General features: G+C 56.4%; 18 protein-coding genes. 14 read left to right on the forward strand and 4 right to left on the reverse strand.

What is annotated here, in order from left to right:
* Positions 1–333: 333 nt before the first annotated feature.
* Both FEM03_RS10000 and FEM03_RS10005 read left to right on the forward strand, forming a co-directional pair.
* On the forward strand, positions 334–2,892 hold the full coding sequence (locus FEM03_RS10000) for a tetratricopeptide repeat protein (RefSeq protein ID WP_166442755.1): 2,559 nt from the start codon (positions 334–336) through the stop codon (positions 2,890–2,892).
* An 87-nt stretch (positions 2,893–2,979) separates the two neighbouring features.
* On the forward strand, positions 2,980–3,852 hold the full coding sequence (locus FEM03_RS10005) for a histidinol-phosphatase (RefSeq protein WP_240772735.1): 873 nt from the start codon (positions 2,980–2,982) through the stop codon (positions 3,850–3,852).
* On the opposite strand, the gene FEM03_RS10010 is transcribed toward FEM03_RS10005, so the two are convergent.
* Positions 3,755–5,752: a glycosyltransferase family 39 protein gene (locus FEM03_RS10010; RefSeq protein WP_138086120.1), complete on the reverse strand. Its 1,998-nt coding sequence runs from the start codon at positions 5,750–5,752 to the stop codon at positions 3,755–3,757. The two genes, FEM03_RS10005 and FEM03_RS10010, sit on opposite strands and share 98 nt — an antisense overlap.
* Positions 5,753–5,839: 87 nt before the next feature.
* On the opposite strand from FEM03_RS10010, the gene FEM03_RS24375 reads away from it, so the two are divergent.
* The 7 genes from FEM03_RS24375 (at position 5,840) to FEM03_RS10050 (ending at position 11,478) form a co-directional block, all read left to right on the forward strand.
* On the forward strand, positions 5,840–6,373 hold the full coding sequence (locus FEM03_RS24375; RefSeq protein WP_166442756.1) for a hypothetical protein: 534 nt from the start codon (positions 5,840–5,842) through the stop codon (positions 6,371–6,373).
* A 118-nt stretch (positions 6,374–6,491) separates the two neighbouring features.
* Positions 6,492–7,343, forward strand: a complete 852-nt coding sequence (gene kdsA / locus FEM03_RS10025) for a 3-deoxy-8-phosphooctulonate synthase (protein ID WP_338089867.1) — start codon at positions 6,492–6,494, stop codon at positions 7,341–7,343.
* 7 nt (positions 7,344–7,350) lie between these two features.
* Entirely contained in the window at positions 7,351–8,082 is a 732-nt protein-coding gene (locus FEM03_RS10030; protein WP_138086122.1) for an LptA/OstA family protein, read from the forward strand.
* An 85-nt stretch (positions 8,083–8,167) separates the two neighbouring features.
* Positions 8,168–9,067, forward strand: coding sequence for an LptA/OstA family protein (locus FEM03_RS10035; RefSeq protein ID WP_166442757.1), 900 nt, complete (start codon positions 8,168–8,170; stop codon positions 9,065–9,067).
* 65 nt (positions 9,068–9,132) lie between these two features.
* On the forward strand, positions 9,133–9,903 hold the full coding sequence (lptB, locus tag FEM03_RS10040; protein ID WP_166442799.1) for an LPS export ABC transporter ATP-binding protein: 771 nt from the start codon (positions 9,133–9,135) through the stop codon (positions 9,901–9,903).
* A 58-nt stretch (positions 9,904–9,961) separates the two neighbouring features.
* Positions 9,962–10,558: a ribosome hibernation-promoting factor, HPF/YfiA family gene (gene hpf / locus FEM03_RS10045; RefSeq protein WP_138086125.1), complete on the forward strand. Its 597-nt coding sequence runs from the start codon at positions 9,962–9,964 to the stop codon at positions 10,556–10,558.
* Between the two features lie 203 nt (positions 10,559–10,761).
* The gene (locus FEM03_RS10050; protein WP_138086126.1) at positions 10,762–11,478 is read left to right on the forward strand and encodes an outer membrane beta-barrel protein; all 717 of its coding nucleotides are present in this window, start codon (positions 10,762–10,764) and stop codon (positions 11,476–11,478) included.
* Between the two features lie 142 nt (positions 11,479–11,620).
* Here FEM03_RS10050 and FEM03_RS10055 read toward each other — a convergent pair whose 3' ends face one another.
* Together FEM03_RS10055 and FEM03_RS10060 are read right to left on the reverse strand one after the other, a co-directional pair.
* The gene (locus FEM03_RS10055; RefSeq protein ID WP_138086127.1) at positions 11,621–12,541 is read right to left on the reverse strand and encodes a hypothetical protein; all 921 of its coding nucleotides are present in this window, start codon (positions 12,539–12,541) and stop codon (positions 11,621–11,623) included.
* Entirely contained in the window at positions 12,538–13,050 is a 513-nt protein-coding gene (locus FEM03_RS10060) for a hypothetical protein (RefSeq protein WP_138086128.1), read from the reverse strand. The genes FEM03_RS10055 and FEM03_RS10060 overlap by 4 nt, the downstream gene beginning before the upstream one ends.
* Positions 13,051–13,206: 156 nt before the next feature.
* Here FEM03_RS10060 and FEM03_RS10065 point away from each other — a divergent pair, with 156 nt between their 5' ends.
* The 5 genes from FEM03_RS10065 to FEM03_RS10085 all read left to right on the forward strand — a co-directional run bounded on the left by FEM03_RS10065 (position 13,207) and on the right by FEM03_RS10085 (position 18,803).
* Positions 13,207–13,929, forward strand: a complete 723-nt coding sequence (locus FEM03_RS10065) for an FkbM family methyltransferase (protein ID WP_138086129.1) — start codon at positions 13,207–13,209, stop codon at positions 13,927–13,929.
* A 122-nt stretch (positions 13,930–14,051) separates the two neighbouring features.
* Entirely contained in the window at positions 14,052–15,908 is a 1,857-nt protein-coding gene (locus FEM03_RS10070; protein ID WP_166442758.1) for a GreA/GreB family elongation factor, read from the forward strand.
* A gap of 44 nt (positions 15,909–15,952) precedes the next feature.
* Positions 15,953–17,239 (forward strand): phosphopyruvate hydratase, encoded by a 1,287-nt coding sequence (gene eno / locus FEM03_RS10075; protein WP_138086131.1) that lies wholly within the window; start codon positions 15,953–15,955, stop codon positions 17,237–17,239.
* Between the two features lie 49 nt (positions 17,240–17,288).
* Complete coding sequence (locus tag FEM03_RS10080; protein WP_138086132.1) at positions 17,289–17,636, forward strand: FtsB family cell division protein; 348 nt, start codon at positions 17,289–17,291, stop codon at positions 17,634–17,636.
* Between the two features lie 21 nt (positions 17,637–17,657).
* Positions 17,658–18,803, forward strand: a complete 1,146-nt coding sequence (locus FEM03_RS10085) for an LptF/LptG family permease (RefSeq protein WP_138086133.1) — start codon at positions 17,658–17,660, stop codon at positions 18,801–18,803.
* A 75-nt stretch (positions 18,804–18,878) separates the two neighbouring features.
* Here the strand turns inward: FEM03_RS10085 and FEM03_RS10090 are convergent, their stop codons facing one another.
* Complete coding sequence (locus FEM03_RS10090; RefSeq protein ID WP_138086134.1) at positions 18,879–20,705, reverse strand: hypothetical protein; 1,827 nt, start codon at positions 20,703–20,705, stop codon at positions 18,879–18,881.
* Positions 20,706–20,715 lie beyond the last annotated feature (10 nt).

The following is a 20,715-nucleotide window of genomic DNA, read 5'->3' on the forward strand; positions in this document are numbered from 1 at the left end:
GTTTCAAAAGGCTAAAGGATAAGGGATAAAGGCTAAAATGGGAGTAGGCGGTTGGGGCCGAGGGGGATGGAAGGGGACGTGGGAGGTTTGGATGGTGATGCGAAGTGCAACTTCGCGGTCCCTTTGCCGGATCGCTGTGCCGAATGTTGGATGGCTCGTGCCGGGTCTATCCTTTATCCCTTAGCCTTTATCCTTTCATGATCTGCCTGCTGACTACTGACGGCGTTCTGGAGAACGCCCCTCCTTGGCTATGCGTGCGGCTTTATCCTTTCATGATCTTGCTTTCTCTTGATGGGGTTTGCTTGATGGGGCAGAGTGGGCGGAATGCTGTTCTTGGGGCGAAAATTCGATGGTTTTAACGGGACTTTGGTCGCGTGGAGCTGGGGTGTGCTGGGTTGGATGATGATGGCGGCGGGAACGCAGGCGCTGGTGGATCGGCCGGAATATCAGTCGGCTTTGCGGGCTTCGGCAGAGGGACAGCACGAAGTGGCGGCGGTGAGGTTTGAACGATTGTGGAATGAAAAGGGGATGACGGGGAAGGCGAAGGTGAAAATGGCGGAGCGGTTGGTGGATGCCTGGCTGAGGTCGGGACAGGGGGATCGGGCATTGAGCTTTTTGGAGGAGACGGGTGAGAAGAATTGGACGGAGTGGGGGTTTTACCGGGGGCAGGCGTTGTTGCTGGTGCGTCGATTTCGCGATGCGGAGTTGCAGTTGAAGGCTTACCTGGAGTCAGGTGGGAAACATGCAGAACTGGCCCGGATGGCAATGGCGAAGTCGACCATTGCGCAGGGCAGGGAGAATCCGGGGAGGCGGGAGTTGCAGGATTTGATGAGTTCAAAAGACGCAGGGATGGCGCGCAGGGCCTGGCTGTTGTGGAACGAGTCGGACATTGTGGCGGGCAGGGCGGCCAATGTTTTGAAGCGACTTGAAGGGGAGAATGAGGATGAGGATCGGGAGGTGCTGTTTTTGCGGGGGTGTGCGTGGATGCAGACAGGGGAGACGAGACGGGCGCTTTCGGTGTTGAGATCGCTGGCAAAGGAAGGGGCGAAGTCGGGGATCAACAAACGGTTGAGAGATTCAGCACAGGTGCGAATGGCGGAGGCGTTTGTGTTGTTGGGGAATCCGCAGGAGGCGGAGAGGACGATGCTGAGGTTTCTCAATGAGGATGCGGAGAGCGATGCGCATGAGCCGGCCTTTGCGGTCCTGGATGGGGTGCGCATGCCGGAATCGGAGGCTACTTTGACGTTGCCGGCGTATGAGCGATGGTCCAAGAACGAGCAGGTGCGGAGTCGGCACGCGCTGGCTTTGTATTATCTGGCGTTGAACCGGATGGAGGGGAAACGACATCAGGAGGCGATGGAGCTTTTGGAGGAGTTTTTCAGGCGGTATCCGCTGCATGAGCGAGCCAATGAGGCGTTGCGTTTGTTGATGGGGGTGCATGGGACGTTGCGCAATGATGCGCGGGTTTTGGAGCTGGCGAATGAGTGGCGCAGGCGTTATGGAACAGGGGGGGAGGACATGGTGGATTACCTGGCGGCGATGGTGTTTTTTGAGCGGCAGGAATTTCCGGAGGCGATGGAGTTGTTTGAGCGGGCGTCGAACACGGCGCATGAATTGACGCTGGGGGTGCTGGCCCTTTATAACAAGGCGGTGTGTGCGACGAGGATGGGTCAGGAGCAGGTGTATCGGCAATGCATGGCGGAGTTGAGCAAGCCGGAGTCAGTGCTGCCGGAGTCGAATGCGCGCAACATGATGAATGTGCCGCGGGATCAGGCGGCGCATTTGTTGATCGAGAGGGGACTGGCGCTGGCGGCGCAGCGGGACGTGGCCGCGGAGACGACGTTGCAGGAGTTTATTGGGAAGTATCCGCAGCATCCGAGGCTGGCGGAGGCGCATCTGGCGCTGGCGGAGTTTTGTTTGTTGTCGGTGCCGACGAGGGCGCGGACGGCGCGGACGGCTTTGGATGCGGCGCAGAAGATTTCGCCGTTGCCGGAGGTGATGCTGGAGGCGCTGGAGTATGCGCGGTTGTGGTTGTGCGAGGCGGAGGGGAATCTGGCGGAACTGGCGGAGGTGGGGAATGCGTATTTGAAGAACTGGCCGAAGTCGACGAGACGGGATGAGGTGCGCATGAAGATGGCGCAGGCGTTTTATCGACTGGAGGATTTCGCCAAGGCGGAGGCGGAGTTTGAGTTGGTGGAGCAGGAAACGCCGGGTTCGCCTTTTGCGGAGGTGGCGTTGTTTTTTGCCGGGAAGTCAGCGATGAATCTGCCAACGGAGGGAGCGGAGCGGGCGTTGACGTTATGGGCGCAGGTGGTGGAGATGAAGGGACCGCTGGCAAGGGAGGCGCAACGGCAGCAGGCGGCGGCGAAGCGCCGGCAGGGCAAGGAGTCGGAGGCGCTGCCGGTGATTGATAATTTGCTGCTGGTGAAGGATCTGCCGGTGGAGGAGCGGCATTCCTTGTTGCTGGAGCGCGGGGAGTTGCTGGAATTGTTGGGGCGGACCGATGCGAAGCGGCTGGAGGAGGCTCAGCAGGTGTTTGAGGGGGTCGCGGAGGATGTGGCGGCGAAGCGGGAGACGCGTTGTCGTGCGTGGGTGATGCTGGCAAGGTGTTATCGGCAGGCGGGCAGGAATGCGGAGGCGCTCGAGGCTTATTACAAGGTGGTGGAGGCGTGTTTGGATTCAGTGCAGGCGGACGCGATGAATCCGTTGGAGTATCAGTGGTTTTACCGGGCGGGATTTGCCGCGTTGGATCTGATGGAGGAGGGCCGGCAGTGGCAGGCGGCGGCGGATCTGGCGGATCGCATGGTGGCGGTCGGTGGGGAGCGGGCAACGGAGGCGGAGTCGCGTGCGACGCGCATCCGGCTGGAACATTTTTTGTGGGAGGAGAAATGACAGTGGGCAGTAGGCAGTAGGCAGTAGGCAGTAGGCAGTAGGAGTTGAGTGAGCCCGGGGCGATGATTGTTACGTAATTTTTATATAATGACTGAGATGATGAAGGATGAGGTGATTTATGTGGATTCACACATGCACACGACATTGTGCAAACATGCATTTGGCGAGCCGGAGGAGTATGCGGAGATGGCGTTGCAGCGGGGATTGAAGGGGATGATCATTACCTGTCACGGGCCAATGCCAGACGGATTTTGGCCGCAGGTGCGGATGGATCTGGGGCAGTTTGAAGAGTATGTGGTGCTGGTGGAGCGGTGTCGGAAGGTCTATGAGGGACGGCTGGAAGTGAGGCTGGGGCTGGAGAGCGATTATTTTCCGGGGATGGAGGAGTGGGCGGAGAAGCTGCATGCGATGGTTCCTTTGCATTATGTGCTGGGATCGGTGCACTGGCAGGGGTCGGAGTATCGGGATCGGTATGGGGACACGGATGAAAAGGGGTTCAGAGTTTCGTATTTTGAGAATCTGGCGGCTTCGGCGGAGACGGGGTTGTTTGATTGCCTGTCGCACCCGGATTTGATCAAAAATTTCATGCCGGGGTTGTGGCGTTTTGAGGACTGGGAGGAGACGATTGCGGCGTCGCTGGACCGGATTGCGAAAACGGGGGTGGCGATGGAGCTGAACACCTCGGGATTAAACAAGGTTTTCAAGGAGATGAATCCGGGGCCCCAGATGCTGGCGATGATGGCGCAGCGGGGGATTCCGCTGGTGATTGGCTCGGATTCACACGTGCCGCACCGGGTGGGGGATCGTCATTTGGAGGCGCTGGAAATGGCACAGCAGGCGGGGTGGAAGACGATCAGCGTGTTTAAGGATCGGAAACGTCAGGAACTGCCGATTGTTGAAGTGAGGTCGCAGTTGGTGGCTGCTCAGAAGCAGGCGCAGGAGGTGGCGGAGTCTCGGTGAGCTTGGGCTGCCACTTGAAAATGCGATAGCTGAAGAGTTCTTCGAGGCCTTTGAATTCGGCCACGGGCAGGTAGTGCCCGGACTCGCGGATGTGCTGGGTGAGGTCGGGATTGCGCTGGGTGGTGGCGGTGACTTCGCCGCAGAAGAACACAAAGAGGGGGAGTTTTTGGGAACGGGCCTCGGACTCGAGGGCGAGGAGCTCGTCGAGGTTATCGAGGACGCGAGCTCTGGGCAGGTAGCTGGCGGATTGGTTGTCGCTGACGCCCCAAGTGGCGACGAGAGAGTTGGTGGATTGTTGGTTGATCCACTGCGCGGTTTGGCGGATGGGCTGGCGGTCGTGGTTTCGTTTGAGTTGGGTGGCGTCGTGAACGCTGTAGGCGTAGGCGGCGATGATGAGGGTCAGAAGAATGGGGGCGAGAAGGCGATGGTTTCTGGCGAGGGTGGTGATGCCAAGGCAGATGAGTAGGGCAAGGGAAGGGAGGATGAATACGTAGTGCCAGACGACCATGGGGCTGTTGTTGGCGGAGTTGTGGGCGAAGGAGAGGGCGGCGGCGAGGAGGGGGGCTACGATGGCGAGGCGTGCGGTGATGTTTTTGCAGCAGGCGGCGATGAGTCCGACGAGGGCGAGAAGGGGGATCAGAATGATGGCGAAGCCGGTGTGGAGCAGCCAGGGGGTGGTGTCGCGGAAGGCGGTCCAACTGGTGCCGAAATGCTGGTCGGGCAGGAGATTTTGATAGCCGAAACCGAGGTAGAGGGAGCAGAAGAGGTCGCGCAACCAGGCGCTGTCCATGGGATGGAGGCCGGTTTCCGCTTTGCTGAGATGGAGGAGGGCCTGGGGGATGCTGGGGGCGGCCCAGATGATGACGGGAATGGCTCCGATGAGGTTGAAGGCGATGAGGGTGGGAATGATGTTGAAGCGTCGGCTGCGGAGGAGTTCGATGAGAACGATCAAATTGGTGACGACGGCGAGGTAGATGGAGGCGGGGAAGCAGAGGAGATAGGCGGCTTCGCTGAGGCCGAAAAGCAGCCACCAGCGGATGCGGTTGGTTTGCAGGGCTTTGATGAGGCCGACGGTGTGAAGCAGGATGAAAAACATCAGTTCGCTGTAACCTTTGGCATCGGTGGCGTAGTGGACATGCCAGGGGATGAAGGCGAGCAGAATGGCGGAGGCGGCACCGAGGAGGGGGGAGCCGACTTGGGTTCCCAGCCAGGCGACGAGGGCAATGGAGGCGAGCGCGGCGAGCAGCGAAGGCAAACGCACGGCGGTTTCGCTGAAGGCTTCACGAGGTGCTCCGGTGACGGTGCGCCAGGTGTTGAGGCTTAGGCGGGTGAGCAAGGAGTCGACGAGGTGGTTGTTGATAAGCCGGTTGGAGAACAGCGTTTCCTTCCAGGTGACGGGGGTGAAGGCGAGAGTGCCGTCCTTCTGGGTTTCCCAGGCACCGTGAGCGAAACGACGCATGGCATATTCTTCGTCATTCCAGAGACTTTGCGAGAGTCGGGGAATGCCCTGCCAAAGGCAGATGGCCATGGCGGCGAGGATGGGGACGAGCCAGAGGCGGTTGGATCGTGGCTTGGGAGCGTCGACTTCCTTTGTGATGATCTTGGGAAGCCACCAACGATGGGTGATGAGCAGCACAACAAGGATGACGGCGCTGGCGAGAACGGCCCACCAGAGGCCGATGATGATCCATTCGTTCAGTTGCAGTTCCTGCCCTTTGGTGAGGCGTTTTTGGACGGTTTTGCCCCAGGGATTTTCGGCTTCCGCCAAATAAATCAGGCCGCTGATGAGAGCCACGGCGAGGGTGGCGAGGAGCGCGGCATTGGCTTTCCCGTAGCGAAGCGGCAGATTGAGGCACCATGAGAAGCCTGGAATTCGACGGGTGGGGCGGGGTGCTGACATGATACGTTCGTTTGACGCCTTGAGGGGTCGCTTTTATGTTGCGCATGCCTCCCGGCAAGCAACTGCATTTTCTCCTTTTCCATTTTTATGAGCGATACCTACCATTGGGCCACCCGTTTCGGCGAACTGTTTGTCAGCTGCTGCGACGAATACGAAGAGGGCAATCAGGAGTTCGGAGAGTGGTTCGACGAGGATGATTTGATGTTTTTGGAGTCGATCGGACACACGACTCGTGAAGTTTTTGATTTTGTGGAGGACTGCTGCAGCGCAGAGGGGGACGAGCCAACGCCGGAGACGGCGCTTTTGGTGGCGGCGGTGCGACGGGATTATTTTTTGGTGGAGCAGGGCGGGGTGGCGAGCACCAATGTGGTGAGTGCAGCTTCTCTTCCTCCGAAAGCGGCCGAGCTGGCCGGGGTGCCATGGCTGCCGCGAATCATTGCGAAGGCGGAGGCAAAATTGCGTGGCGAAATGGATCCGGACATCATGTTTGGCTGCGGCGGAGACCGGGCGTTTCTTTCCGAGGTGGGCATCCATCCGGCGGATTTCCTTCGGATGATCTGGGCGGCGAAGGGTGATCAGGACCGGGTGGTGAAGTTCGTGAAGACGGGCGAATACTCTTGATGAGGCCGTCGTTTGGCGGGGTGGTCATGCCACTTTTGGACCGGTTTGCTTTCAATAGTTTGTCACAACCCGGCGGATGTCCTACAATGGTCTTTAGCGTTCAATTCTCTTCCTCTCTGTGCCCAGTCATTCCCCAAGTTTCCTCGATTCACTTCCCATTGTCGACGTTGGTCGAGGTGTGAAACTGGATGGTTCCCAGTTGGTCTTTATTCTCGGTCCGTGTGTGATGGAGAGTGAGGCATTTGTGCGTGACATGGCGCGCCGCATTCACGAAATTGCCAGCGAATTGAAGCTGAAATGGATTTTTAAGGCCTCGTATGACAAGGCAAATCGCAGTGCCGGGGGCAGTTTCCGCGGACCAGGTTGCGAAGCGGGTTGTCGTTTGCTGGGGGAGATCGGGGAGGAGTATGGTATTCCGGTGACGACGGATGTTCACAGCGTGGAGGACATTGAAATTGCCTCGCAGTGGATCGATCTGTTGCAGATCCCCGCTTTTTTGTGTCGGCAGACGGACTTGATTCTGGCGGCAGGTCGCAGTGGTCGTGCGGTGAATGTGAAGAAAGGGCAGTTCCTTGCTCCTTGGGATGTGAAGAACATTGCCGACAAGCTGAAGTCGGTGGGTTGTGCAAATTTTGCTTTTACTGAACGGGGCACGACGTTTGGGTATCAGAACCTCGTGGCGGATATGAGATCTCTTTACTGGATGCGCGAGTTGGGTTGTAGGGTGATCATGGACGCGACGCATTCGGTCCAGCGGCCTGGTGGACTGGGCACCGCGACGGGTGGCGATGGCAAACTGGCTCCGGTGCTGGCGCGCGCGGCGGTGGCAGCGGGTTGTGACGGGGTGTTTATTGAGACTCACATCAATCCTGCCGAGGCATTGTCCGACGGCCCGAATCAAATTCCGCTCGATCAATTGCCTGAACTATTGCAACAGTTGCAACGTATCCACGAAGTCGTGACTGCCTGATTAGCCCATGAATTTTACTCGACCCATGTTCCTTCCCCTGCTGGCCTGCGCCATGCTGGTTTTTGCAGGCATGAATTTGAGTTGGGCGCAGGAGAATGACAAGAAGACGGACGTGAAGTCTGTGAATGGGTCCACTCCAGCCAAGCCGAAAGCGAAGAAGGGCAAAGAGGTTCCGGCGAAGGAAATGGAGGAAGACATGAAACCCGTGGTGCAGGGGCTCGGCGCGTTTGGTCAGCTTCTGCCGTTGGGTCGCAAGAATCTGGATGTGCAGATTCCTTCCTTTAAAGATGGCATTCCGAGTTCGATTTTGAAGGCGGAAAGTCTGACGCGGGTGGATGATTCGATGATGACGATGGAGCAGATGGACATCTGGCTTTACGGTTCGAATCGGGATTCTGACATGCGGGTGCAGCTGCCGTTGGCGGATTACAACATGAACACGCAGATTCTAAGCAGTGATGAGCGTAGCCGCATCAGCCGGCAGGATTTTCAGATGGAGGGTGATTCGATGATTTTTGACACCGTCACCCAGCAAGGCAAGATGACGGGCAGGGTGGAGATGATCATATTTAACACCAGCAGTCTCGTGGGGTCCAAGCCGGGGGCGGCGGACACGTCTGATGGCTCGCCTGCGGCTCCTGAAACATCTGGGCAAACACCGGAGGCTCCCGTCGCACCTGCACCTGCATCTGCATCTGGAGATGCCTCCAAACCATCACCTTCCAATGAGAAAAAGTAACTCGAACCTTTTCTGGCTTTTTTGCCTGTTAGCGCTGCCTGCGTGGTCAGCGACCGCTGAGACTGTCTCTGAAGAGGCAGCCCGCATGTTTCGTCAGGCTCAGCAGAGTGCCGATGTGGAACGGGATCTGCAACAGGGGCAGGGGGCCAATGATGCACGGGCGCAGCGTTTGTTTGTGCAGGCGCGCAATGGCCAGGGTCGGATGCCGGTGGATGCTGTGGAACAGGCCAGGCTGGATGCGGCATCGTCCCGATTGAAGGATGCCATGTCGAATGCATCGCCTGAAGGCAAGATTCTGCTGGCACAGAACGACGCCGCTCCTGCGGCGAGGTCTGCGCTCGCTGAGAAGTTGGTTCCGGCCAATGAGGTGACGATTGCCGATGTGGCGGGAGCGAAACCTGAACCCATGCGCGCCACTCCTTTGGAAGATCCGAAGAAAAAAGTGGGAGACAGCACAGTGATCAATTGCAGCGGAGCCGCCTTTTTCGACTCCAAAGAGGCCATCGGGGTGTTTAGCGATGATGTAGTAGTTCAAAATCCACAGTTTCACATCACTTGTGACACGCTGGAGGTGTTCATGAAAAAAGAGGGTGAGGCCAAGAAGGATGCTCCTCCGGCTCCGGCGCACGGAGCCGCCCCGGCGCTTCCAGGTGACAAACCGGCGGGCAACTCCATGGCGGATAGCGGCATCGAACGAGCCATTGCCAAGGGGCGCAAAGTGGTGATTCAGAAGCTCAACGCCGCCGGTGCGATTCAGATTGGGGTTTGCCGGCATGCGACTTACGAAGGCAGCAGCGGGGACATCATTTTGCGTGACTTTCCTCAGGTGCAGGACGGCGGCAGGGTGGTGACGGCTACGGATCGTTCAACGGAGATTATCCTCAGGCAAAACGGACAGTTTGAGACGAAGGGTCCCCACAAAACCGAGTTGTCCCGGGTGAATCCGAAGCCAGCGGCAGCAGCGGTGGCACCAGCGAATCCTTAATCACCCCATTCCAAGAGCATTTATTTACTGTGAAGAAAACCGGAAATTCAGGAGGAGCTGGCGGCATTGCCGTTGCGAACAAGACACCTGCAACGGCTGGTAAAAGCAAGGGGGAGGCATTGCTTCACACGCATGGATTGAAGAAAGTTTACGATGGTCGGGCGGTGGTAAACGGGGTCGACATCGAAGTGCGAAGCGGTGAGATCGTCGGACTGCTTGGGCCCAACGGTGCGGGCAAAACCACTTCATTTTACATGATCGTTGGTCTGGTCCAACCGAATGGTGGCGAGGTGTTTTTTGATGGCATCAACACCACGCGTGAGCCGATGTATAAACGGGCGCGCCTGGGGATGGGATATCTTCCGCAGGAGGAATCCATCTTCCGCAAACTGTCCGTGCGCGACAATATTCTGGCGGTGATGGAAACGCAGAATCTGCCCGCCAGTGCCCGCAAGGCGCAGTGCCAGCAGTTGTTGGAAAAATTTGGCATCGACCATGTGGCGGACAATCTGGCGTTAACCCTTTCCGGCGGTGAAAAGCGCCGGTTGACCATAGCCCGTTCTTTGGTGACGGAGCCGAAGCTGATTATGTTGGATGAGCCGTTCTCTGGCGTCGATCCGCTGGCGGTGGAGGACATCCAGAAAATCATCCTGATGCTTAAAGAGGCCGGTCTGGCCATTTTGATCACCGATCACAACGTTCGTGAGACGCTGGGGATTGTGGACCGTGCCTATCTGATCCACGAAGGCCGCGTGCTGTTGCACGGAACCAGGGACTACATCGTCAATCATCCGCAGGCCCGGGAGCGATATCTCGGCGAAAATTTCAGCATGTAATTGTCTGGCGTTGCGCGCCATCCATGCGCTAACCTTCAAATAACCAAGGAGTAAAACCATGCAAGTTCACAACGTAAACCTGCCCATCACCGTCACTGGACGTCACGTTTCTGTCACAGAAGCGATGCGTGAGTATGCACAAAAAAAAATCGAGCATCTGCACCTCGATTACCCCCGAATCATTGACGTCAAAGTGATTCTCGATGTGGAGAAAAAGGCGAGGCAGAAGGCGGAGATCATCCTCCATTGTGCCAATCATATTGTCATTGAGGTCGATACCGTAAGCGACGACATCTATGCGTCGATTGACGACTGCATCTCGAAAATGGCGAGGCGCATGCGCAAATACAAAACGCGTCTGCTGAAAAGCCATCACCGTCCAAGACAGGGCTCGATCAAGCACCTTGAGGAAACCGTGTTCCATGAGGATGCGATGGAAACGACGGATGAGCACATCGAGCCGGTGATCATTCACAAGGAGAATTATCGGGTCAAACCCTTGTTTCCCGATGAAGCGATCATGGATCTTGAGCTGAGCGAACGCCCTTTCGTGATGTTCCACAATGCGAAGAGCAACCGTATCGCCATCATTTTCCGTCGAAAAGACGGAGAATATGGCATGATCGAGCCCGATGCCGGCAGTCAGGCTGCTTAGGGTTTGAACGGAAGATGAGTCTTCCGTGTCGCTAATCTTTTTGTAAACCAACCGCCATCCAGCAATGGGTGGCGGTTTTTTTATGAATTAGAGCCAAGAAACTCAAAATAGGCGCAGCAAAAAGAAATACTTGCTAAAGTAGGAATTTCTGGAAAAATCGTCAGGAAACCCTAATAATCACAATTCCTAAATTGTTCGTGGCCATGAAAAAAATTTGTCTGATCGCTTTTCTCGCTTCCTCCATCGTGGCCGGGGTGCAAGCACAGGGATATGAAAGCCAGTATCCCTATGACCCTTACAGTCCGGCACCGCAGCCGCAGCCCAAGGGGCAGCAGAGCTATCAGACCTATGGTGGCAGTGGGGATTACGGTGGCGATTACAGCTCGCAGAGCACAAATAGTTTGCTCACCTATGGGTATTTGAGCGGGCATTACACGTATAACGATTTGAAGGATGACGACCTCGAAGGAGGCAGTGGCTTTGGGATCGATTTGAGCGTGGAACTCATGAAACCGCTGTTTTTACACTTTGGTTTGGATCGTTTAACGAGCGAGACGCCCGATGCGAAAGAGATCGATGTGACAAGTGTCACGGGAGCGGCGGGCTTGTATCTGCCGTTCGCCTCGCGTTTTCACATGTTCGGGGAAGTTGGGGTGAGGTATGATTTCGTGAACAGCGACTACGAGGTCGTTTACACGGACGATTTTGCGGTGTTTGTGCGTCCTGGGATTCGGTTTGCGGTGACTGACAAACTGGAACTGGGTGCGAGCCTGTTGTTTAACAACACGGACAATTACAACGAGTTCGTGGTGGAGATTGATGCGTTTTATGCGCTCTTCAGCTGGCTGGATGTGCATGCGGGGGTGGACTTCTCGGATGACATCAATTCGTATCAGCTTGGCGGACGCTGGCGCTGGTAGTTTTTGGTGGCCTGCCGTTTTGCCACATTCAAGACGCATGAGGCGTCCCGATAGGACGCCTTGATATTCCGCCGAAGTCCCCGGCACCCTGTGCCGGGCTAATATGAGTTGTCCCGTTGGGACAAAGCTTCCGGAAATTTATTTAGAGTGCGCCCAAGGAGTTTTTGCGCTTCAGGGCATGGCCAATGTTGGGCATGACGAGGAATATGAGGATGGCGGCAATGTGTTGGTTGAACGTCAGGTTCATGACGTAGAAAATGCCGACGTGGAGGGAAACAAGGGCGAGGCCGAACCAGAAAGCGAGCTGGCGGTTGATGAGAACGATGAAGGCAGTGAGTTCAAGGACCAGGCCGGAACCAAAGAAGAGGCGGGCTAGATTGGGATGGTCGATGATGAGGCGGGTTGCTTGTTCGAGCCATGCGGGCGGGGAGATCCCTGTGTCATAAAATCCCGCCCAGTTGTTTTTGAGCAACTGAACGGCGAGGTAGGGGACGCGGATCACCCACTGGAAGTCGGAAGCGATGAGTTTGACGATTCCGGAGACAACGTATGAAGCGGCGATGACTACGGTGGCGGTGTAGGCGACGAGTTGCTGTCGTTCCAGTTGGGGGGCAAGCAGGGTGCGTGTTTGCCATCGTAGCGCGCCGAGGGGGGTTCGTTGGGGCAGCAGACAGACGATGAACTGACCGAGGCACATGAGCGTGACGAGCTGCCAGCTGTGTTGGGTTTCTCCCTGAGAGTTAACGAGGGTGCCGATGCAGATGCTGTAGAAAAGCGCGGGAAACAATCCCAAAGCGGGGGCGATTCCGATGGTGTAGAGGAAAAGTCCGGCCATGACGATGGCCTTGGTGGCGAAACCTGGGGGATCGTCGGCAAGCCAGGTCAGGTCGACAAAGTTGGCGATGCCGGTGGGGTGGGCCTGGGTGGTGTAGGTTTTCGTTGCCCACTTGATGTTGTCAAAAACGAGAAACGAAAAACCGGCGCGGACGAGCCACAGCTGCCATTGCCGATAGGAAAAAGGATTTGGCTGCCACCAGGGACGGTAGGATTCGAGAGGTGTCATGAATCGGCGGGCGAGGTGGAGGGAATGACTAAGATTTGAGTGGCGAGCAGCTCGGGAACATGTTCGCGGACGTGATCCTGTTCGCGGTCAAATTCAAAGGTGCGGAGGTAGAGGCGTAGTTCGCGGGTGTCAGGATTGAGTCGTCTGTCGTTGAGGGCATAGATGAGGCTTTGAAGCACGATGGCACCGGCTTTCTGCCTTTCCGCTGGAAGAGCATCATTGATGTTGCGATTGCTTTTTTTGCAGAGTTCGCTGAGCTCCTTCTTGTAGCGTTTTTTGGCGCTGCTGGAGCTCGTCCTGAGCAGCGGTTTCATGGAGAGGGGCTGGTCGTTCTCGTCAGTGACATACATGACGTCGGCGTCGAGTCCGAAGTTGGAATACATCGGGAAATTGGAGAAGGGGAACTGTTCGCCGACGACATAGAGGAAGATGACAAGGGCGGTCATGTGGCGGAAGGGGAGCTTGAGCCACCAGCGCTTCCAGGTTTCAGATGAGGGAATTCGGATCATGGGACGACAGCCCTCTTGAGGGCGGAAAGGGGGGTAAGCCAACTTCGAAAAGGCGCAATGTCAATTGTGGCCCATCTGCATGGGCAGTGTTGAGAAGAGGGGAAATGATAAATTTACCATTTGCGAGTGTGTAATCTGGCGCTTTGATCTCGCTTCATGAAAAGCCGTTTCTTGTGGCGATCTTTTAAGTCCCGTTTTCGGGATCATGTGGCGGAACTGGCGGTGATTCGCGAGGCGGTGAAGCCAGGTGAGGTGATCGTTGATATCGGTGCCAACAAGGGAAGTTATCTTTACTGGTTGTCGCGATGGGTGGGCAATGGTCGGGTTTATGCGTTTGAGCCGCAAAGGAGTCTGGCCGAATATTTGCAGAAAGCCTGTGCGGCCTGTCGTTTGCACAATGTGACCATTGAAGCGAAGGCCGTTTCCTCACAGGCAGGCATGTTTGAGTTGCTGATCCCTGGGGAGGGTGATTCGCCGGGAGCGACGCTGAATCGGAAAATTACAGAACGTGAGAATTGCCGGTCGGAGCAGGTGGAGGTGGTGACCCTTGATGAGTATTTTCCTGCGAACGTGAGGATTGGCGCATTAAAAATCGATGCGGAGGGGGCGGAACTGGCGATCTTTGAGGGGGCACAGCGAATTCTTGCCGAACAATCTCCGGTGCTGGTGTTTGAGTGCGAGCAGCGACACTTGGAAAAGGGGACGGTGCAGGACGTTTTTGAATATCTTGGTTCACGAGGTTATCAGGGGCATTTCATCGATGGTCGCATCTTGCGTCCGCTGCAGGAATTTGATCTGGGCGTGCATCAAAATAACACGGGGGAGCGGTTTTGGGATGCGAAGGGTTACATCAATAATTTCGTCTTCAGAAAACGGTGAAGGGCGATGAGCGGAAAATGCCGGGGACGGCCTATTTTGCGAGGATCCGGCGAATTGGCCGCATGATATAGTGCGATAAACCTTTTGCGTGTGCCCCCCTTCTGTCTATGGTCTCCTCTCCCATGTCTCCTGAGGTTGAAAAATTGGTTAATGCCGGAAAGCTGTCGCGCGATGACGGTGAAAAATTGTCAAAATTAACCACTGGTGCGTTTTGTGTGCACAAAAGCTGGGGGGCGGGACGCGTGGCGGAATGGGACCTTTTGGGTGACAAGATTGTCATCAATTTCGAAGACAAAGCGGGTCATGCGATGAAGTTGAGTTTTGCGGTGGGGTCGCTGGAGGTGTTGCCGGATGATCATTTGCTGGCACGTCGGGTGGGCGATCTTGCGGGGTTGAAGGCTTTGGCAAAGAGTGATCCGGTTGGACTGGTGGTGGCGGCTTTGAAAAGCCATGGCGGCAAGATGTCGCTGGACACGCTGGAAAAATTCATGTCACCCAAGGTGCTGACCGCGTCAGAATACAAGTCGTGGTGGACGGCGGCGAAGAAGGCATTGAAGGACAAACGTCACATTGTGGTGCCAGCCAAACGCACGGAGTTGCTGGTGTTGCGCGAGGAGGATGCAAGTCCGGGTGCAGCGATGCTGCTGGATCTGGTCAACGCCCGCGATTTGAAAGCCAAGCTGGCGGCGGTTTCGCGTTTGATGAAGGACATTGATTTGGTGAATGATCCCGAGACGGAACTGAAGCCGGTGTTTGAAGAGATCAGCAGCACGGTGAGCAAGTCCTGGCGTTTGAATTTGAAGGATTCGTTGCATTTGCTGGTGGCCCGCGATGAGTTGCAGGACGAGGCCAAGGTGGCGGAGTTGCCGGCGGGTTCGTTAACTTTGGTGGAGCTGATGCGTGAGAACCGCGCCCAGTTGGCGGATGCCGTGAACGGTTTGCCTGCGGCATTTTTGGGACGTGTCTACCGGGTGTTTCCCCAGGCGTTTCCTGAGCGTGGATGGGTGGTCGAATCATTGAATCATCTTACCCGCACGGGTGGTCGCGCCGTGGCGGAAATTGCTTCGGTGCTGGATGCCAATGACGAGCTGGATGTGCTTGCGGAGTTTTTGAAGAAGGCGGTGCGCAATCGTCAATTGAGCACGGATCTTTTGATCTGGATGTGCAAGGAACGGAAAGGCAAAGCGGAGAGTGTTTTCGACATGGATCTTGGCAATGCAATTCTGAGTGCCTTGGAGGACGATCACATTGCGGGTGGTCCGAAACGCACCGGGCGTTTGAGTGATGCGTTTACGGAAGACGTGGGTCTGGTGCCGGAGATGGTGGCAGATGCGGATGCGGATGAAGTTCGTTTGTTTGGTAAACGCATTTTGGCGACGCCGGTGTTTGATGGATTGACCCGTCGTTCGTTGATGGGTCGTTTGATCAAGACGCGTCCAGAAATGCAGGCGCTGATGGACGAAGGTTCGCAGTCGACCGAGCAGATGGCCCTGGTGGTATCGTGGGAGAGCATGGAGCATCGCAAGCTGGAGCTGGAAGACCTAGTAAAGGTGCAGATTCCGCAAAACAAAAAAGACATTCAGATCGCGCGTGAGTATGGCGATTTGCGCGAGAACTTCGAGTATAAGAGCGCGCGTCAGCATCAGGCGGTGTTGTTGCGATTGCAGTCGAAGTATGAGCGTGAACTGCGCAATGCACGCGGCACGGATTTTGTTGGCGTCGGCACGGAGAGTGTTGGCATCGGCACGGTGGTGGACCTCGAAGATGTGGCCACGGGCGAGAAGGAAACGCATTCAGTTCTTGGTGCCTGGGATGGCAATCCGGACAAGTTCATTTTGTCTTACCTGTCGGAGATGGCGAAGGCGATCATTGGCAAAAAGATTGGCGAGGAGGCGGATATCCCCACGGATACCGCCGGGACCCGCAAGGTGCGGGTGACGGGTATCCGGGCGTATCGGACGGAACCGCCACTTGCGTAGTGTGCTAAAATTCAGTATGGCTTAGCCGATTTCGATTTAACTCAATGGACGACCTCATCATCAACCAAATTATCGGGCGTGAAGTTTTGGACTCACGCGGCAATCCCACTGTTGAAGTGGACGTTTATCTTGAAGGCGGCGCCATGGGCCGTGCGGCAGTGCCGAGCGGTGCAAGCACCGGGGAGCATGAAGCACTGGAACTGCGCGACGGCGACAAAGCTCGTTATCTCGGCAAGGGCACCATGAAGGCGGTCGCCAACGTGAATGACGTGATTGCGGAACACATCGAAGGTCTTGATGCAAGCGATCAGATCGGCATTGACCACGCGATGCTTGCGCTCGACGGCACCAGCACGAAGTCGAAGCTTGGCGCGAACGCGATCCTTGGCGTGTCGATGGCGGTCGCGAAAGCTGCCGCTGCCGCTTTTGGCCAGCCGCTTTACAAATACCTTGGCGGACCGAATGCCAAGGTGCTTCCGGTGCCGATGATGAACATCATCAACGGTGGCGCGCACAGCGATGCACCGATTGATTTCCAGGAATTCATGATCGTGCCCAAAGGTGCGCCGACCTTCCGTGAGGCATTGCGTTATGGGGCTGAAGTTTTCCATGCGTTGAAGAGCATCCTTCACGATCGTGGTTTGAGCACGGCGGTGGGTGACGAAGGTGGTTTTGCCCCGACGTTGAACAGTGCTGACGACGCTCTTTCCGTGATTGCGCAGGCGGTTGAGAAAGCCGGTTACAAAATGGGTGAAGACATCTTCATCGCGCTTGACGTGGCTTCCAGCGAGTTCTTCGACAAGGCCTCTGGCAACTACATCTTCAAGAAGTCCGACAAGAGTGTTCGCAACGCGCAGGAGTTGGTGGCTTACTACGCTGACTTGCAGAAAAAATACCCGATCATCTCCATTGAAGATGGTTGTGCGGAAAACGACTGGGACGGTTGGAAGGTTCTTACCGACAGCCTCGGTGCAAAAACCCAATTGGTGGGGGATGACCTTTTCGTGACCAACGTGGAGTTCCTTCGCAAAGGCATCGATCTTGGCGTTGCCAACTCGATCCTGGTGAAGGTGAACCAGATCGGTTCGCTTACAGAGACCTTTGACTCGGTTGAGCTGGCCCATCGTCATGGTTACACGGCGGTGCTGAGCCATCGTTCTGGCGAGACGGAAGATTCGACCATTGCCGACCTCGCGGTGGCAACCAACTGCGGTCAGATCAAGACCGGTTCGTTGAGCCGCAGTGACAGGATTGCCAAATACAACCAGCTTCTGCGCATTGAGCAGGAGCTTGGCGACAAGGCGATCTATGGCGGTCGTATGAAAGTGTAGTCTAGTCGAGGTTAGTTTTGGCTTAACGATTTATCTTCACACCTTCACCATGCTTGACGAGGATTTCGATGTTGAACAGTCGCAGACTGGGCGCTCGAAATTGCTGTCAGGTTTGGTGAAGGTGAATCGTTATTTGCTGGCGTTGCTGATTGTGCCGGCGGGATTGATTTATTTTTGGCCGCCATTTGAAGATCAGAAGGTGGCTTTGGAAAAGCTGGATGGATTGACGGTGCAGCGCGACTCGATGAAGGCGCGTGCGGCATTGATGGAACAAAAGCTGGAATTGATCCAGAAGGATGAGGACTATCTGGAGGCCATGGCCCGTGACCGCCTGCACCTTCAGAAGGATGGAGAGGTGATTGTCCGCTTTGAAGATGGCAATGGCCCGGTAAAATGAGGCTGTAAGGGTGAAGCTCACATGGGACCAAAGATTTTTGATCGTTATATCTGGCGTCAGGTGGCGTCTTCGACCCTGACCGGCGTGCTCGTATTGACGGGTGTGATGGTGCTGGGGAACGTGTTTAAGGAGATGGAGCGCCTGCTGGGGGATACGGTGGGACTGCCGATATTGCTGGTGTTGCAGTTCATCAGTTATGTGGTGCCCTATTCGTTGGTGTTCACGATTCCGTGGGCATTGCTGACGGCGATTTTGCTGGTGTTCGGACGCATGAGTGCGGACAACGAGATGACGGCGTTGCGCATGACAGGCATGTCCATGCCGCGCATTTGTCTTCCGGTATTTATCTTGGCGACGTTGATGAGCGGGTTGTGTTATTTTGTGAATTTGGAATTGGCTCCGCTGACGAAAAACAAGATCAAGCGACTGTTTTACGATGTGGCGTTGGATGATCCGGCGATGCTTTTCCAACCGGGGAAGGTGTTGGACCGGTTTCCGGGTTATCGGATTTACGTGGCCAAGCGCGAAGGCAACAATCTTGAGGGGGTGGAGATTTATCAGACCGACGGTTCGCGCAGTGAGAGCTATATTCGGGCAAAGAACGCCGAGTTGGAGATAACGCCGGGAGTCACAGATTTTATTTTGTTGCTGCGGGATGGTCAGGTGGAGACTTGGGATGGAGGCGAGGACGGGTCGTCAACAGATGTGTTGAATGATTTGCAGCCGGTGTCGTTCCGGGAGATGCCAATCACTTTTCCTCTAAGCCGGCTGCAGAAAAAGTCCGAAAAAGTCTCTAACAGCATGAAGACGACGGAGGCCCTTTGGCAGGAGGTGAAAAGCGGCGTGAGCACGGTGGACCAATTGCCGATGAACGAGAAGCTGGTGTCCTCTTCGCGAACTGAACTGTCGATGCGCTACAGTTTCTCGCTGGCGGCGGTGGTGTTTGTGCTGGTGGGGATTCCGCTGGGGATCACGGCGCAACGGAGGGAGACCTCGATTGGGTTTGCGTTGAGTTTGATCGTAGCGGTTTCGTATATTTTCGTGATCATTTTTGCGAGCACGCAGGCGGAAAAGCCGAGTTCGTATCCGCATCTGTTGATGTGGCTGCCGAATGTGGTGTTCATTGCGGTGGGCAGCCGCCTGTTTTGGAAACTGTGTCAGCGGTAGAGGGATAAGAAAGTAGAAGGCCCGTCCCGGGCCTTGGACGAAGCAAGGCTCGGGACGAGCCTTCAACTTTCTCGGCTACGGGTTTTGAGCGAGCTGCTCGACGAGGCGGTTGAGGCCCTGGCGGGCGTAATCGCTCTGGGGATACTGGCTTTTGGCTTTCAGATACCAGGCGAGAGCAGAGCCGGTTTGATGTCGGTCTTCACATTGTCTGGCGCGTTGTAGGGCGCCGACGAATTCAGAGGCTTTGACACTGAGGTCGGAACGAAGACGGGCGACTTCGGGATCTTCGGGGAATTCTTCGTAGGCTTTCTCAATGATCTCCCAGGCACCGGCGCTGTTGCTGTTCTGCGACTGGCTGTTGGCGGCGGCGATGTTGAGGTTGACCTTGTTGACATCGGTGAGGACTTTTTTGAGGATCTCCTGGCGGGCGGGATCGTCAAGGACGGAGGCGAGGTAGCGGCCCTGGTCGTTGTAGATCTGACGGTAGTTGCGCTGGGAGAGGAGGCGGTCGAGATCGATGGCGGCCTGGGTTTTGATGTCGGCGTTGCTGCCGATCATGTTGGTGAATTCGCGCAACTTGGGGTTGGTGGGCCACAGTTCGGCGGCCTGGGTGAGGGCTTCGGTGCTGCTTTTCTGGTCGCCCTGCATGGCGGCGACCTTGGCCTTGTTGAGGTGCATGTCGCTGACGGTGCGGGCGGTTTCGATGGCAGCCTGTGGTTTGCTGTAATCGAAGTCTTTGGCGAGGCCACGGAGCTTTTGGACCAACTCGGCGGCGAGGGTGTAATCCTTCATCTCCATGGCGGAAACGAGTTGGTGTCCATCGCGGGTGAAATCGAGCACGGCGAACTTTTTCGCGGCCGGGACGCGACGAACGCGCGGGAGGTATTCGCCGATCATGAGTGCTTCGCTGATGCGCTGGGAGGCGCTGGCGAGGTCGCCGCGTTCGAGGAGATATTCGAAGGCAACGATGGCTTCGTCGACGTCGCGGATCATCTCATTGGCAAAGGCATCAAGGGCGGAGATGGTGGGGGAGGTGCCAAGGGAGTCGGCAAACATTTGTTCGGCCGTGGAACCCTCTTTGATTTCAATCATGCCGCTGGGGTCGTTGGAAAAGATGTGGCGGTAGAAACGGCAGGCGAGGACCACGTGTTCGAAGCGCCGCTGCATGGCGAACTGGAGGATGATGGCCTGAAATTCGAGTTTGGCTGCGGTGATGTTGACCCCGATGGCAAGTTCGTTGGCCTTTATCTTTGCCTCGAGTTCTACGAGTTTGGCGGCGTCGCGGGCGAGCGCCATGGTTTCACGGGTTTCTTGGGTGGTTTCGCCATTCTTGAGAATGCGGTTTTGTAATGGAGTGCCGCGATCATTGCGATTGAGGAAATTTTCGTTGCGGATGCGATTGTCCATCGCGTGGTTGGTGGCGGCCAGACCGGCGGTGTTGCGTTGGGCGAGCCAGACACCGAAGATGGCGTTTGCCAGGGTGTCACACAGTTTGGCATCGATGGGATGAGACGCGGCGGCAGGGAGGAGAGCAACGGCTCCGGGCACGTTGGCACCGCGACCAGGCGAGAGGAGCTTGGTGATTTCTTCGAGAATGTCGCGATAAGCCTGATCTTCGGCTTCGTCGGCGGGGGGGCTGGCGAGGTATTTTTCCAGGCGGGCGCGGGACATGCGGGTGTTGGTGACACTCCACATTTTGCCATCCCAGGTGACGGTCTCGCTGCCGGAGTCAAAGCTGGGCAGTTCGTTGCCGAGGGTGCTCTGCTGTTTTGGCTGGCTGCTTGGAGGAGGGGCGCTGTCGGTGGTTCCGCCGCTGTTGCCCCCTCCCGGTGGCAGGACCTGGGCCTGAATGTGAATGGGGAGTGCTACGAGGCAGATGAGGAGGGCGATTTTCATTTTCATGGCCAGGTGG

This window comes from Phragmitibacter flavus (genome assembly GCF_005780165.1).
Lineage (GTDB): Bacteria > Verrucomicrobiota > Verrucomicrobiia > Verrucomicrobiales > Verrucomicrobiaceae > Phragmitibacter > Phragmitibacter flavus.

What these genes read in the sequence shown, in the direction of transcription:
- FEM03_RS10070 (WP_166442758.1), top strand. Translation starts at nt 14,052, where the DNA reads ATGTCTCCTGAGGTTGAAAAATTGGTTAATGCCGGAAAGCTGTCGCGC.
- hpf (WP_138086125.1), top strand. Translation starts at nt 9,962, where the DNA reads ATGCAAGTTCACAACGTAAACCTGCCCATCACCGTCACTGGACGTCAC.
- FEM03_RS10085 (WP_138086133.1), top strand. Translation starts at nt 17,658, where the DNA reads ATGGGACCAAAGATTTTTGATCGTTATATCTGGCGTCAGGTGGCGTCT.
- FEM03_RS10035 (WP_166442757.1), top strand. Translation starts at nt 8,168, where the DNA reads ATGTTTCGTCAGGCTCAGCAGAGTGCCGATGTGGAACGGGATCTGCAA.
- FEM03_RS10090 (WP_138086134.1), bottom strand. Translation starts at nt 20,705, where the DNA reads ATGAAAATGAAAATCGCCCTCCTCATCTGCCTCGTAGCACTCCCCATT.
- FEM03_RS10060 (WP_138086128.1), bottom strand. Translation starts at nt 13,050, where the DNA reads ATGATCCGAATTCCCTCATCTGAAACCTGGAAGCGCTGGTGGCTCAAG.
- eno (WP_138086131.1), top strand. Translation starts at nt 15,953, where the DNA reads ATGGACGACCTCATCATCAACCAAATTATCGGGCGTGAAGTTTTGGAC.
- FEM03_RS24375 (WP_166442756.1), top strand. Translation starts at nt 5,840, where the DNA reads ATGAGCGATACCTACCATTGGGCCACCCGTTTCGGCGAACTGTTTGTC.
- FEM03_RS10050 (WP_138086126.1), top strand. Translation starts at nt 10,762, where the DNA reads ATGAAAAAAATTTGTCTGATCGCTTTTCTCGCTTCCTCCATCGTGGCC.
- FEM03_RS10030 (WP_138086122.1), top strand. Translation starts at nt 7,351, where the DNA reads ATGAATTTTACTCGACCCATGTTCCTTCCCCTGCTGGCCTGCGCCATG.
- FEM03_RS10055 (WP_138086127.1), bottom strand. Translation starts at nt 12,541, where the DNA reads ATGACACCTCTCGAATCCTACCGTCCCTGGTGGCAGCCAAATCCTTTT.
- FEM03_RS10005 (WP_240772735.1), top strand. Translation starts at nt 2,980, where the DNA reads ATGACTGAGATGATGAAGGATGAGGTGATTTATGTGGATTCACACATG.
- FEM03_RS10080 (WP_138086132.1), top strand. Translation starts at nt 17,289, where the DNA reads ATGCTTGACGAGGATTTCGATGTTGAACAGTCGCAGACTGGGCGCTCG.
- FEM03_RS10010 (WP_138086120.1), bottom strand. Translation starts at nt 5,752, where the DNA reads ATGTCAGCACCCCGCCCCACCCGTCGAATTCCAGGCTTCTCATGGTGC.
- FEM03_RS10065 (WP_138086129.1), top strand. Translation starts at nt 13,207, where the DNA reads ATGAAAAGCCGTTTCTTGTGGCGATCTTTTAAGTCCCGTTTTCGGGAT.